Origin of the sequence: Shewanella sp. MF05960, from assembly GCF_050849305.1 — a bacterium.
In the GTDB taxonomy this organism is placed as follows: domain Bacteria; phylum Pseudomonadota; class Gammaproteobacteria; order Enterobacterales; family Shewanellaceae; genus Shewanella.
Window position 1 is genome coordinate 191,314 of the sequence record NZ_JBOZPS010000004.1, and the last position, 14,093, is coordinate 205,406.

At 41.6% G+C, this 14,093-nt stretch carries 14 protein-coding genes; 13 read left to right on the forward strand and 1 reads right to left on the reverse strand.

What is annotated here, in order from left to right; all coding sequences use genetic code 11:
* Positions 1 to 186 precede the first annotated feature (186 nt).
* The 13 genes from ACROAE_RS05695 (at position 187) to ACROAE_RS05755 (ending at position 9,499) form a co-directional block, all read left to right on the forward strand.
* On the forward strand, positions 187 to 1,149 hold the full coding sequence (locus tag ACROAE_RS05695) for a calcium/sodium antiporter (protein ID WP_432400034.1): 963 nt from the start codon (positions 187 to 189) through the stop codon (positions 1,147 to 1,149).
* A gap of 44 nt (positions 1,150 to 1,193) precedes the next feature.
* Positions 1,194 to 2,171, forward strand: coding sequence for a KpsF/GutQ family sugar-phosphate isomerase (locus tag ACROAE_RS05700; RefSeq protein ID WP_432400035.1), 978 nt, complete (start codon positions 1,194 to 1,196; stop codon positions 2,169 to 2,171).
* Between the two features lie 2 nt (positions 2,172 to 2,173).
* Positions 2,174 to 2,737, forward strand: a complete 564-nt coding sequence (kdsC, locus tag ACROAE_RS05705) for a 3-deoxy-manno-octulosonate-8-phosphatase KdsC (protein WP_432400036.1) — start codon at positions 2,174 to 2,176, stop codon at positions 2,735 to 2,737.
* Positions 2,734 to 3,294 carry an LPS export ABC transporter periplasmic protein LptC gene (lptC, locus tag ACROAE_RS05710; protein ID WP_432400037.1) on the forward strand — a complete coding sequence of 187 codons (561 nt, stop codon included), beginning with the start codon at positions 2,734 to 2,736 and terminating at the stop codon, positions 3,292 to 3,294. The genes kdsC and lptC overlap by 4 nt, the downstream gene beginning before the upstream one ends.
* Positions 3,281 to 3,862, forward strand: coding sequence for a lipopolysaccharide transport periplasmic protein LptA (gene lptA / locus ACROAE_RS05715; protein WP_432400038.1), 582 nt, complete (start codon positions 3,281 to 3,283; stop codon positions 3,860 to 3,862). Before lptC ends, lptA begins: the two co-directional genes overlap by 14 nt.
* Positions 3,859 to 4,590: an LPS export ABC transporter ATP-binding protein gene (gene lptB, locus ACROAE_RS05720; RefSeq protein ID WP_160052698.1), complete on the forward strand. Its 732-nt coding sequence runs from the start codon at positions 3,859 to 3,861 to the stop codon at positions 4,588 to 4,590. Before lptA ends, lptB begins: the two co-directional genes overlap by 4 nt.
* Positions 4,591 to 4,998: 408 nt before the next feature.
* The gene (locus ACROAE_RS05725) at positions 4,999 to 6,483 is read left to right on the forward strand and encodes an RNA polymerase factor sigma-54 (RefSeq protein WP_432400039.1); all 1,485 of its coding nucleotides are present in this window, start codon (positions 4,999 to 5,001) and stop codon (positions 6,481 to 6,483) included.
* A 24-nt stretch (positions 6,484 to 6,507) separates the two neighbouring features.
* Positions 6,508 to 6,795 (forward strand): ribosome hibernation promoting factor, encoded by a 288-nt coding sequence (hpf, locus tag ACROAE_RS05730; protein ID WP_188953525.1) that lies wholly within the window; start codon positions 6,508 to 6,510, stop codon positions 6,793 to 6,795.
* Between the two features lie 2 nt (positions 6,796 to 6,797).
* Positions 6,798 to 7,241, forward strand: a complete 444-nt coding sequence (ptsN, locus tag ACROAE_RS05735; RefSeq protein ID WP_432400040.1) for a PTS IIA-like nitrogen regulatory protein PtsN — start codon at positions 6,798 to 6,800, stop codon at positions 7,239 to 7,241.
* Complete coding sequence (rapZ, locus tag ACROAE_RS05740) at positions 7,238 to 8,101, forward strand: RNase adapter RapZ (RefSeq protein WP_432400041.1); 864 nt, start codon at positions 7,238 to 7,240, stop codon at positions 8,099 to 8,101. The genes ptsN and rapZ overlap by 4 nt, the downstream gene beginning before the upstream one ends.
* Before the next feature lie 20 nt (positions 8,102 to 8,121).
* A complete protein-coding gene (locus ACROAE_RS05745) occupies positions 8,122 to 8,391 on the forward strand; it encodes an HPr family phosphocarrier protein (RefSeq protein WP_432400042.1) in 270 nt (89 codons plus the stop codon).
* A gap of 683 nt (positions 8,392 to 9,074) precedes the next feature.
* Positions 9,075 to 9,227, forward strand: coding sequence for a hypothetical protein (locus ACROAE_RS05750; RefSeq protein WP_432400043.1), 153 nt, complete (start codon positions 9,075 to 9,077; stop codon positions 9,225 to 9,227).
* A gap of 20 nt (positions 9,228 to 9,247) precedes the next feature.
* Positions 9,248 to 9,499 (forward strand): transposase, encoded by a 252-nt coding sequence (locus ACROAE_RS05755; protein WP_432400044.1) that lies wholly within the window; start codon positions 9,248 to 9,250, stop codon positions 9,497 to 9,499.
* A gap of 1,467 nt (positions 9,500 to 10,966) precedes the next feature.
* On the opposite strand, the gene ACROAE_RS05760 is transcribed toward ACROAE_RS05755, so the two are convergent.
* On the reverse strand, positions 10,967 to 14,086 hold the full coding sequence (locus tag ACROAE_RS05760) for an ATP-binding protein (RefSeq protein WP_432400045.1): 3,120 nt from the start codon (positions 14,084 to 14,086) through the stop codon (positions 10,967 to 10,969).
* Positions 14,087 to 14,093: the final 7 nt, after the last annotated feature.

The following is a 14,093-nucleotide window of genomic DNA, read 5'->3' on the forward strand; positions in this document are numbered from 1 at the left end:
GTGTTGAGGAGATAACAACCTTCCTTAGAAAAAGATGAAGCGCAAATTGTACTGTAATTGTCCACTAAGCGACAACTATATCCATATAACCAATGCTCATTGTTAATACAATTAGTGTGCAATGCTTTCAATTTAGTGAAAATCCAGCGAAAATGCCCGCTAATTATTTATCATCATAGGAATCTCATGTTAGTTAATATCCTAATGTTAATTGCAGGCCTTGCTGTTTTAGTGTGGAGCGCGGATAGATTTGTTTACGGAGCAGCAGCATTTGCACGTAATTTAGGCTTGCCACCCATGTTGATTGGACTGACTATCGTCGCGATGGGCAGCTCAGCCCCGGAAATGTTCGTGGCTGCAACAGCCTCAATGGACGGCATGCGTGATACCGCTGTCGGTAACGTTTTGGGCTCAAACATTGCCAACATTACCTTAATTTTAGGATTAACCGCATTACTGGGCGCGATTAGCGTCGGTTCCAAAACACTTAAACGTGAAATCCCATTAATGTTAGCCGCCACCGTCTTTGCCGGTTACACCTTACATGATGGCTTGTTAACTCGTGCAGAAGGCATCATGCTCACGATATTATTTTTTGCATTAATGGGCTATTTCATTTGGCAAGCCACTCACAATAAAACCCCAGATGCTTTAGATGACGATATCGAATCTGAGATCCCTAAAAACGTCCCCACCTTTCGTGCTATCATTTGGCTTATAGTTGGTATTATATTACTCCCACTATCAGCCGGTTGGATGGTAGATGGTGCAGTCGGGATTGCCAAATTTTATGGGCTCTCTGATTTGGTCATTGGCTTAACCATTATTGCTGTGGGGACCAGTTTGCCAGAACTTGCCGCCTGTATTGCTGGGGTATTAAAAAAAGAAGATGATTTAGCAATAGGCAATATCGTTGGATCTAACTTATTTAATATATTAGCGGTACTCGCGATACCAGGGCTTATCGCCCCTGGGGTGATAGATGCACAAGCCAGTGGGAGAGATTTCTACATGGTATTAGGCACAAGCGCAGCGTTAGCCGTTTTAGTCTTATCCAGTGGCGCCAAAAAACAACTGACTCGTTGGCATGGCGTCCTATTATTAATCACCTTTATTGCGTACCAAATTGTTGTATTTCAATCCCATTAAGTTGGAGCATAAAGGTTAGGTATTAAGCCAAAAGAGAGACAAGCATGGTAGATCAAACTCAGTTTCGCCAATGGGGCCGCAAAGTCATCGATATTGAAAAAGCGGCATTAGATAATTTATATCAATATGTTGACTCGGTAGAGTTTGGCCAGGCTTGCGAACTCATTATGCAATGCAAGGGCAAAGTTATTGTCATGGGCATGGGTAAATCAGGCCATATTGGTAATAAAATATCGGCGACATTTGCCAGCACAGGCACACCAGCCTTTTTTGTACACCCTGGCGAAGCAAGTCATGGCGATTTAGGCGCATTAGACAGAAATGACATCGTATTGGCCATCTCAAACTCTGGTGAATCAAGCGAAATCCTGACCTTATTGCCTGTAATTCAACGCATGGGCGTTCCGGTCATCGCGATTACTGGTAAACCAGAATCCAATATGGCAAGGCTCTCAAAAATCCATCTTTGTATTCAAGTCCAAGAAGAAGCATGCCCACTTGGATTAGCGCCAACGTCAAGTACCACCGCGACCTTGGCGATGGGTGATGCACTCGCCATTGCATTACTGCAAGCAAAAGGATTTACTCGAGATGATTTTGCCCTATCGCATCCGGGTGGTTCATTAGGCCGTAAATTATTATTAAAAGTTGAAGATGTGATGCATCAGGGTGAAAGCTTACCGAGCGTCAGCGATGACATCTGCATTACTGAAGCACTGTACGAAATATCGAAAAAAGGCCTTGGCATGACCGCCATAGTCGATAAAACGAACACCCTAGTCGGTATTTTTACTGATGGTGATTTGCGCCGCATTATCGATGCCGAAGTTAACTTACGCACCACACCTATTTCGCAGGTAATGACCAAAAATTGTGTCACTAGCCCTAGCGGTATTTTAGCGGCACAAGCACTGCAAATCATGGAAGAACGAAATATTAACGGACTGATTGTCGTTAACCCACAACATCAACCGATCGGCGCGCTAAATATGCTCGATATGGTTAAAGCAGGAGTTATTTAACCATGTCAGACACAACCACTCACTCAGGTTTTTACGGACCAATCAGCGATGATATTTGGCAACGTGCTAAAAAAATCAAATTGTTAATATGCGATGTTGATGGCGTGTTTTCTGACGGCCGAATTTACCTTAGTAATGCCGGCGAAGAGTTAAAAGCTTTCCACACTCGCGATGGTTATGGCGTGCGATCTGCCCTCACTAGCGGCATTCATGTCGCCGTGATAACAGGCCGTAAATCTAAAATTGTTGAAACCCGTATGACTGCACTGGGGGTTAAACACATTTATCAAGGCATCGATAATAAGTTTGAACCATTTGAAGCGTTATTGTCTTTATATAATGTCACCCCAGACGAAGTGGCTTACATTGGTGATGACATGGTCGATTTACCTGTGATGAAAGCCGCGGGTCTTGCGGTTTGTGTGGCCGACGGTCACCCATTTGTTAAACAACATTGCCATATGACGACGAGTCTCAATGGTGGCCATGGTGCATTGCGTGAACTCACAGATTTACTATTATTAAGCCAAGACAAATTCACCAGTGCCCACGGTATGAGTATATGAACAGAGTTACCATCGCGATAGCGGCATTTTTCGGCCTTGCCCTTGTGTTGTATTGGCAAACGCAAGTAAAACGCAGTGAAATGGATGCCGTAAAAGTGATAGGTATTGAGCGTCCGGACTTTGTCGCCAACGACTTACGCACAACCGAATACAATGAACAAGGTTTGATTGCCAGTAAAGTCACCGCGAAGCATATGGAGCATTATGCTTCCAGCGATATCACCCACTTTACTGATCCCGTTTATTTAATTTACCCAGAAAATGGTAAAGCACAGTGGCAACTCAGTGCTGACAAAGGACAATTAAATAAACAGAGCAATAAAGTCAGCTTAGAAAATAATGTTATTATCGATGCAATTGATATTGAAGAACCGTTACAGTCAGTGACCACACAAGCAGTCACCCTAGATTTAACGACCATGATAGGCAGCTCACAAGAGATGGTGTATATCAAAGGTAAAGGGTTTATGATCCAAGGCTTAGGCCTACATGCTGACTTGAATACGCAAAAATTATCGCTACTAAGCAAAGTAGAAGGAACATATGAGTCACAATAATCGACATCCTCGCGCCAATGCCGCATTACTATTAAGTGGCTTACTTTGCATGCTGAGCATTCCAGCAATGGCAAAACAAGGTGATCTCAAACAAGAATTGAAAATTGCTGCAGTGAGCCAATCTGCCGACATTAAAAACAATCAAATTGTCTTTAATGGCCCCGTGACTATTGTGCAAGGCACGATTAATATTAATGCCGACGAATTACGCGCATTTACCCCCAAAAACGGCGTATCAAAACGCTTAATCGCGACGGGCAAACCCGCGACATTTTCTCAAGAACTCGACGACGGTAACATCGGTACCGCCAGTGCCAACGAAATCAGTTACGATCTCGCCACAACAACTCTGACGTTAACCGGTAATGCCAAGCTAGACCAAGCAGGCAGCCAAGTCACGGGCAACCTAATTAAATACAACATTAAAGCCCAAGAGTTAATTGCTGAGAGTACCGGTAAAGGCCAAGATCGCGTCATCACGATTATTCAACCAGAAAATTTCCAAGACGAGTCAGCGCCAAAACAAAAGCTGCCTGAGATCCCTGTCAACAAGCAGATAAAACCATGAGCCAAATTACCTTAACAGCTGAAAACCTAGCCAAAAGCTATAAAGCGCGTCAAGTCGTAAAAGACGTCAGCTTAACTGTAAAAACGGGGCAAATTGTCGGTTTACTTGGCCCTAATGGTGCCGGTAAAACAACCACGTTTTACATGGTTGTAGGGTTAGTCAAAAGTGATAAAGGCCGTATATTAATTGATAATGACGACCTCACCGCTGACCCAATGCATCTTAGAGCCCGTAAAGGGATTGGTTATTTACCACAAGAAGCCAGTATTTTTCGAAAACTCACCGTGCACGACAATATCATGGCGGTGTTACAAACCCGCAAAGAACTCAGTAATGACGAACGTATTGAACAGCTCCAGCATTTACTGGAAGAGTTTCACATTACTCACATTCGCGACAGCCAAGGCATGTCATTGTCTGGCGGTGAACGCCGTCGAGTCGAAATTGCCCGAGCACTCGCTGCTAACCCTAAATTCATTTTGCTTGATGAACCTTTTGCGGGGGTTGATCCGATTTCGGTTATCGACATTAAAAAAATTATCCAGCAGCTAAAAAGTCGTGGATTAGGTGTACTGATCACTGACCATAATGTTCGCGAAACACTCGATGTATGTGAAAGAGCTTACATCGTAAGCCAAGGTAATTTAATTGCCGAAGGAACACCTGAAGAGATCTTGAGCAATCAACAAGTTCGAGCTGTGTACTTAGGTGAACAATTCAAGCTATAGTTAAGTTATATACCCAAACAACCTGAAGATACTCGATTTCAGCAAGAATTTACACGCGTTTAGGCAAGGCATTGATTGCGGTTAATGGTCGTTCCCTTTCCAAAATCAATAACACAGCATGAACGCGTGTAAAACTTGCCCCTTGGGAGTTTCACCGTGTTCCCACTACGTTGTTGCGTTAATTTATAAGGTGCCTACATTACCGCATTAACGCGCCTAGTATTGAAAACACGGTGAAGCTCTGAAACACGTATCTTCAAGTTGATTGGGTATACGCCTTTTAGCCTATCTAATTCATTCCATTGAACGATACCTAAATTGCGTGAAATGTCATTGACGTACGTGACACCCCATTACAGTTTTTCGAGATTGTTATTTTTATGGAAATCATCTAGGGATAAGCGGTAAATGAAAGCGTCACTCCAACTTAAAATGGGTCAGCATCTCACTATGACCCCTCAATTGCAGCAAGCCATCCGCTTGCTGCAATTATCTTCATTGGAGCTACAGCAAGAAATCCAACAGGCGCTGGACTCAAATCCATTGCTTGAAATAGAAGATGAATTTTCTCAAGCTAAAGATCCCTTAAAAGAAAGTCGCGATCAATCAGACACAGACTTCAGTGACAACAGTAATGTGAGTGTCGAAAAAGATACTTCAACCATCGACACCACAGAATCCATCAGTAAAGAAACTATGGACGACATGCCCATGGACACGACCTGGGATGAAGTCTATACCGCCTCACCGATGTCAGGGTCTGGTAGTGCCAGCATGCGTGACGATGATATGCCTTTTCAAGGGGAAACCACCGAAGGCTTATATGAACATTTAGAGTGGCAAAAAAACTTAACGCCATTTTCAGACACCGACCTTGCCATCGCAACAGCCATCATTGACGCAATAGATGAACGCGGCTATCTAACCCAAAGCACTGAAGAAATACTAGAAGCTATGGGCGATGAAAATGTTGAGCTTGATGAGGTTCAAGCGGTGTTAAAGCGAATTCAACATTTTGACCCCGTAGGTGTTGCTGCACGTGACCTTAGTGAATGTCTACTCATTCAACTGTCACAATATGCAGACTCAACTCCGCACATTGAAAATGCGCGAATGCTCATCAAAGATTATTTGGATTTAATCGCTGGGCGTGACTTTAGATTATTAATGCGTAAAACGCGTTTAAAAGAAGATGAGTTACGTGATGCCATTACCTTAATTCAATCTCTTAATCCGCGTCCTGGCTTATTGATCACTGCCGTCGATGACGAATACGTGATCCCTGATGTCACAGTATTTAAAAAGAATGGCCGTTGGGTTGTTGAACTCAATCCAGATAACATGCCTAAAATCGGTGTTAATCAGCAATATGCAGCAATGGCTCGCAGCAGTAAAAACCCATCTGATACTCAGTTTATACGAGGTCATTTGCAAGAAGCTAAATGGTTTATCAAAAGCATTGAAAGCCGTAACGATACCTTGTTAAAAGTAGCCAATTGCATTGTGCAATTCCAACAAGGTTTTTTCGAATATGGCGAAGAAGCCATGAAACCTATGGTATTAAATGACATTGCTGAAGCCGTAGAAATGCATGAATCGACCATTTCGCGCGTGACCACTCAAAAATACATGCACACCCCACGAGGGTTGTTTGAATTAAAATACTTTTTCTCTAGTCATGTCAGCACTGATGATGGCGGAGAGTGCTCATCGACAGCAATCCGTGCATTTATTAAAAAGTTGGTTGCTGCAGAAAACCAGAAAAAGCCGCTTAGCGACAGCAAAATGGCTCAACTACTGGCCGAACAGGGCATAAACGTTGCTCGTCGTACGATTGCAAAATACCGTGAGGCAATGATGATACCGCCCTCAAACCAACGTAAGAGTTTATAAATCACTCAACAATGGAGAAGTGTAATGCAGATCAATTTATCAGGGCATCATGTTGAAATAACCGAATCTTTACGTGAATACGTTCAGGAAAAGTTTTCAAAGCTTGAACGGCACTTCGATCAGATCAATAATGTTCACGTTGTACTCAACGTAGAAAAATTACAACAAAAAGCAGAAGCTAAAGTCAGCCTAAAGGGCGGAGAAATTTTTGCAATGTCAGAACATACAGACATGTATGCAGCAATAGACGCCCTGATAGATAAGCTCGATCGTCAGGTAATTAAACACAAAGAGAAGTATACAAAACACTAACGATGGAACTTTGTACCATCCTGCAGCCGGAATGCACCACCTGTGCCACACCGGGCAGTAAGAAAAAGGTACTGGAACTTATCAGCGATTTAGTCGCTGCCCAGTACCCGACCCTGTCTTCGCAAGAGGTGTTTGAAAGCCTTATCGCAAGAGAAAAAATGGGTAGCACAGGTATAGGTAATGGTATTGCAATACCTCATGGCCGATTAACGACAATCGATCACCCTATTGCGATCTTTGTAAAATGCGAAGAACCCATTTCGTTCGATGCCATCGATAAACAACCTGTCGATATCTTATTTGCATTATTAGTTCCTGCAGATCAGTGCCAACAACACTTAAGCACCTTATCTTCGATGGCCCAAAAACTCAGCGACAAACAAGTACTAAAACAGCTGCGTAAAATCCACGATTCAACAGAACTCTATCAGGTAATTACGGCATGAAACTTGTTATCGTATCAGGACGGTCAGGCTCAGGTAAATCAGTAGCATTAAGAGTACTAGAAGACCTAGGCTATTACTGTGTTGATAACCTGCCATTGCCGCTAATTGGCACCTTATTGGCTCAGTTAAAAGGCAATAATGACCTAGTAGCGATTAGTGTTGATGTGCGCAATATTGCCGAACAAGGCAAAGTGCTTCAAGAACAACTTGAAATACTGCAACCTGATACCGAAATTACCAGTTTTTTCTTAAACTCTAGCGACAAAGTTTTACTTAAACGCTACAGCGAAACACGCAGATTACACCCACTATCTAAAAACCATATTTCATTACAAGAAGCGATTAAATTAGAAGGCCGCTTACTCGAACCTATCGCCAAAATGGTTGATCACTATGTCGATACATCGGCACTCAATATTTACGAGCTAAGCGATCAAGTAAGACAAATATTGCTTGGCAGTGTTGATAAAGAGTTAGTGATTAATTTTGAATCGTTTGGCTTTAAACACGGTATGCCGACCGAAGCAGACTTTATGTTCGACGTGCGCTTTTTACCTAACCCGCACTGGGAAATAGAATTAAGACCATTAACAGGTCTTGATGAGCCTGTGCAAGAGTTTCTTGGCCGTCAGCCTCTGGTGAATAAGTTTATTTGGCAAATCGAAAATCTATTCGAAACCTGGATGCCACATTTAGAGCGTAATAATCGCAGTTATTTAACCATCGCCATCGGCTGTACAGGCGGACAACATCGCTCAGTTTATATCACAGACCAACTCGCTAAGCGATTTAGACAAGGCAGTAAACACACAGTCAACGCCCGCCACAGAGAGCTAAATATCAGTGAAGATCAGCTTTAGTCCTATGTGGAGTGCTAGCCATGCTTGAGCGCCAAGTCACCATCTCAAATAAATTAGGTTTACATGCACGAGCAGCCACAAAACTAGCGATACTGGCTGCTGACTTTGATGCTGAAATCACCCTAATTCAAGCAGACAAACAAGCCAGTGCCGCTAGCGTGTTAGGACTGCTCATGTTGGAAAGTGGCATCGGAAAAATGATCACTGTCACAGCAACAGGTCCAGACGCAGCAGTGGCATTAGAGGCGGTGTGTAATTTGATTAACGATAAATTCGATGAAGGCGGCTAACGCGTCGCACTGATTATCTAACAGCACTTAACAAACGTCAGTTGTACTCTCTCGTGGCATTTTTTGACAATGATATTCAAGTTAAACTGAATTTATTTAACCGCTTACAGCCCACTATTCATCAATTACCATTCATTGCATACGACTCACATTTCACGGTAAATGATTAACCGCTCAAATTGAATATAATGCCTTTTAAATTAATCAAAAACCGCTGGAAACATTCAGTGTGGTCACTTGTTAATGCGGATTAGTATTTCCCCCTCTTCAGTCGTGCGCCGACTAAAGTACACTTATTCTTTAACGTTGAGAATGACGCTCTTAAGCAGTTTTTAAGCGTGTCTTCAAGGAACCTTGGCGCACTGTTATTTATCCTCATATGAATGACAAACGTAATGTCCTCATTTTGTCATTTACATAACCTTTTACTGCCATAAATTACCGCCATAATGCCTCTCAATAAACAGCCATCACCCAAAGGCTAGTTCACCAAATTAGTGCAATTGCACCAATTAAAACAAACAACCCAATATTGCAAAACACAATAATAACTATAAACACTTGTTTTTAAACAATTTAAATTAATTTAAACAGTTGGCACACAGTTTTCATATAGAGAGAAGATACCTACTAAGTAGTAGTTTAATTTTTAAGCAGTCCATTGTCATTTGTAGGAGATAGCGATGAGTAAAATGAACCTAGGTCAGAACATCAAATCAGTTAATGGCATGGTCGCTAAGCTGATTGGACAATGCCGTCAAAACATTTTTTTCTTAGCGCATCTTGGTTGCAGCCAGTGGGATGAAGTTGAATCCCGTTCAAGCAAATACAAATAAAGCATTAAGGAATAAATAAGATGAGTATTTCAACTGCGAGACACTATCCAATGGACTTTCAACATCAAGTGATTAGCGAAGTTAAGGTACATAACCGCCTATTATCTGATGTCGCCAAACAATATGGTGTGTCATCAAAAACTGTATATAAATGGGTCAAATATAGCGAAAGCCATAAAACTGAAAAACGCGGTGCAATAATGTCAGAGATCGCTCTTTTACAGGAAAAAATTACTCAGTTAAGTCAACAATTACAAACAATGGCAAGTTAAGCCAAAACCGTTTTGGCAAGGATGTATGAGTGTGTTGTCGGTTGGTCCCCCAGCGAACTGATAATACAAAGCAAATAGCAACAACATCATACTAATAATAAGCGCACAACATCTTGCATCCTTGCCGCTTTATTTTTTACCGTTAATGCCGTGTGTTGTTGTAACGAACACAGTCATTAACGCGACAGTTCAGGCGTTATTGGGTCCCCAGACTCTATATCCAATAACGTCATTTTTATTCGAGTAGATGCAGTGAGGTTCATTTAACGCCGCTCTACCCATGTTATGGCAAGGATGTTTGACCGTATTATCACTCGCCCCCAGCATGTCGATAACACAGCAAACAAACTAACAATAAGCGCACAACATCTTGCATCCTTGCCGCTTTATTTTTTACCGTTAATGCCGTGTGTTGTTGTAACGAACACAGTCATTAACGCTACAGTTCAGGCGTTATTGGGTCCCCAGACTCTATATCCAATAACGTCATTTTTATTCGAGTAGATGCAGTGCGATTCATTTAACGCCGCTCTACCCATGTTATGGCAAGGATGTTTGACCGTATTATCACTCGCCCACAGCATGTCGATAACACAGCAAACAAACTAATAATAAGCGCACAATATCTTGCATCCTTGCCGCTTTATTTTTTACCGTTAATGCCGTGTGTTGCTGTAACGAACATAGTCATTAACGGTACAGTTCAGGCGTTATTGGGTCCCCAGACTCTATATCCAATAACGTCATTTTTATTCGAGTAGATGCAGTGCGATTCATTTAACGCCGCTCTACCCATGTTATGGCAAGGATGTTTGACCGTATTATCAACTCGCCCCCAGCATGTCGATAACACAGCAAACAAACTAATAATAAGCGCACAACATCTTGCATCCTTGCCGCTTTATTTTTTACCGTTAATGCCGTGTGTTGCTGTAACGAACACAGTCACTAACGCAACAGTTCAGGCGTTATTGGGTCCCCAGACTCTATATCCAATAACGTCATTTTTATTCGAGTAGATGCAGTGAGGTTCATTTAACGCCGCTCTACCCATGTTATGGCAAGGATGTTTGACCGTATTATCAACTCGCCCCCAGCATGTCGATAACACAGCAAACAAACTAATAATAAGCGCACAATATCTTGCATCATTGCCGCTTTATTTTTTACCGTTAACGCCGTGTGTTGCTGTAACGAACACGAGTCATTAATGAGACAGTTCAGGCGTTATTGGGTCCCCAGACTCTATATCCAATATCGTCATTTTTATTCATGCCATTGGCAGAATTGAGCTTTAGGTCATCAATAATATCCTCTAAGAAGGATAAAGAGACTTGAGCAATAACGACAAAAAAGCGCAAGCAATGCAAACAAAAGCCCCAAAGCAAAGGATGCTCTGGGGCTTTTATTTTTATCACTCTATAAAGGGGTGTTAATCCCCTTAAAAATAGTCAATTTCAATACTCGCTAATGCGTTTCTGTTTGTTCTAGCCAATACATCACTTTATGTAAAAAGGCCCCTTTGTCTATCGGCTTAGAAATAAAATCATTCATCCCTATGGTTAAGCACCTTTCGCGATCGCCAGCCATTGCATCAGCTGTCATCGCAATAATAGTCACTTCAGCCATAACGTCGCCAGCATCTCCGTTGCGGATAAGCTCTGTAGCTTTATAGCCATCCAATATCGGCATTTGTCCATCCATTAAGACTAACTGCAACTCATTTTTATGTTTGATGTTCTGCAAAAAGGTTATTGCTTCGGCGCCATTATTAGCAGTATGGACAATAACCGGTAATTCTTCTAACAACCCTTCGGCTACAATCCGATTAATTTGGTTATCATCAACCACTAAAACGCTGTACTTTTTATCTTTGACTACCGGAGTATGATTGTCATCAGGTTGTGCCAATAAAGAAGTATTTTCACTGTTTTCACTTAACAGTTTACGGTAAACATCCATCAGTTGAATCGGTAGTACAGGTTTAATTAGGTGCTTACAATGAGCATTTTCAAGCATTGTAACGTCTACTTCATCGCGACCAATCATTAGCAACAAAGCACCTTTTGAGGCTTGGTAATGTTCGAGCCATTGCTTCGTTTTTCCCGTCACTAAACTGTTATCAACAATCACTACATCTGCATGTTGTAGTGCATATTCATCGACAAGGTGCTGATACGATTGAATGAGGGTCGCATTGGCAGACCACGACTCACAATGTTTTTGCATCATGCTGGCCGTTAGTTTATCAGCAATAAAAATCAGCACAGCTTGATTAGCCATTGGTAACACTATGGGGTTGTTGTATAGGTCGCGATTTTGTTTAGCACACACGTTAAACGTGAAGGTACTTCCTTGGTCCAACACGCTACTCACGCCAATATCGCCACCCAGCAAGGTGACTAATTGCTTAGAAATAGATAAGCCTAATCCAGTACCGCCAAAATCACGCGTAATTGAGCCGTTAGCTTGAATAAAAGGTTTAAATAATTTTTTCTGCTGCTCTTTCGTGATACCAATACCATTATCAGTAATTGAAAATTCAACATTAATATTGTCGGGTTGGTCATCAAAAGCACGCGTACTGACCTTTACAATCACATGCCCTTGCACAGAAAACTTAATCGCATTGCCAATAAGGTTAACCAAAACCTGCTTGATTCGATAAGGGTCACAAATTAACTTCCTGTGCCTTAGCTCAACGCTGTCGAGCAATAAAATCAAGCCTTTCTCTTCTGCTCTAATCGACATCATATTAATGACGCCGCAGACGTTTTCGAGTAAATCAAAAGAATCCAGTTCAACCTGTAAATTACCCGACTCAATTTTAGATAAATCCAGTAAGTCATTTATCAACACTGTTAGTGTGGCAATACTATTTTTAGCCATCATTAAATAACTGAGCTGTTTCTCAGATAAATAATCACGTTTGAGTAATTCAACCAAGCCGCCAATACCATTCAATGGCGTGCGTATTTCGTGGCTAATATTGGCCACAAACTCACTCTTAAGTCGATTAGCAGAAATAGCTTCCGCCGTAGCGGCTTCAAGTTCTTGAGTCCGTGAAATGACTTGTTGTTCTAAGGACTCGTTCATCTGCAGAATTTTTTTCTCACTGCGCCGCGAATCAGTTACATCACGAATGATCGCAGAGATACTGCTTATTTGCTTTGAGTTAATGGCAATCACAGGTGATAAACTCACTGTCAGCACTTTACTTTGCAACCCGTTAAATGCCGATTCTACCGTAACCATCGTATGTTCTTTGGCATCAAACACCTCAGCAATTAAACGTGGGCTTAGCTTCTTTTCATCACCGGTCTCATTTGCAGTTTCATCAATAATATCTAATAAATTGCTCTTGATTGCCTGGCTTTGTGCAATACCAAACAAAAATGTTGCCGACTCATTCCAGCTGAGTATCAGCCCTTGGCGATCAATACTAATAATGGCATCTGACGAGCCGGCAATAATCGCTTGATACAATGACTGATTGTCATACAGCACAATAATTTTATTCACGTATTTTTGATATACCAGAATAATTGCCACAATAATGCCATAAATAACCAGCATCAACAGCAGCATGATATTGCGTTGCGGTTGCCATAATGTATCAACGGCTGTTTCTGGAAATAAGCCTATAACCGTTAACTGCCGATCTTCACCACTCGATAAAGAAATGGTTTCACCAATAGACCAATAATGTTGTTTGCCCATTTTAACGGATTGAATGTTGCCTAACGTCGGTAATGGAGTATTGCCGGTTTGTGCTTGCCATGTGGCATGAGGGATCTGTAAGTCAAAACCAAACCGCAGTGCCTGATTCGGTGACGAAATAAAGTAACCATTTGAGTTCAAAATAACCAGGTCAAACAACGAATGTTTAAAATCTCTTTGTAGCTGTTCAAGCAATAAACTGGCGTCAATATTAGCGATAACAAAACCAAAAAAATCACCGTTATCGTCAAACATTGACCTTGCGACTCTAAAAGTTGGCCAAATTGGCGTTTCAATTACCCCATACTCGCGGTTTAAACTGATATCAGAAATATAATGTTCATTAGCATTTAATGCTGCAATATCCGAATAATAATCAGTATTGCCTTTCTCTTGTAACAAGCCTTCAGGCACGACTACAATCTTGCCATTACGCCGCTCAACTCTAACGACTTCATGGCCATTGTTTGAACGGCTAATAAAGCGTAATTGACGTACTTCTGGGTTAGTTTCAATAAATGCGGTAAACATATCTTGCAAACGGCGCGTCCATTGCGCTGTAGTGGTGCCATCTATTGGGTCGATATCACCATGCTGCATGGTTCGACTGATACCAATAACAGAGGAAGTAGAATGTAAAAATGACACCTTATTAGCATAAACATCAAAAACATTGGTCATTTCTTGTGAAGCGGTATGGCTCAACTGTACTAACGTTTTTTTATTGTTATCGATAATCGTTTGTTTGGCAAAATGAGAAAACACCAAATAAAACATCAAACAACAGCAGCCAATAACAAAATAACCTAAGTAAGACAATGTTTGGTATCTCGCCGTATTACTCCTATCAAACCATTGTTTGAACATAGTCTTC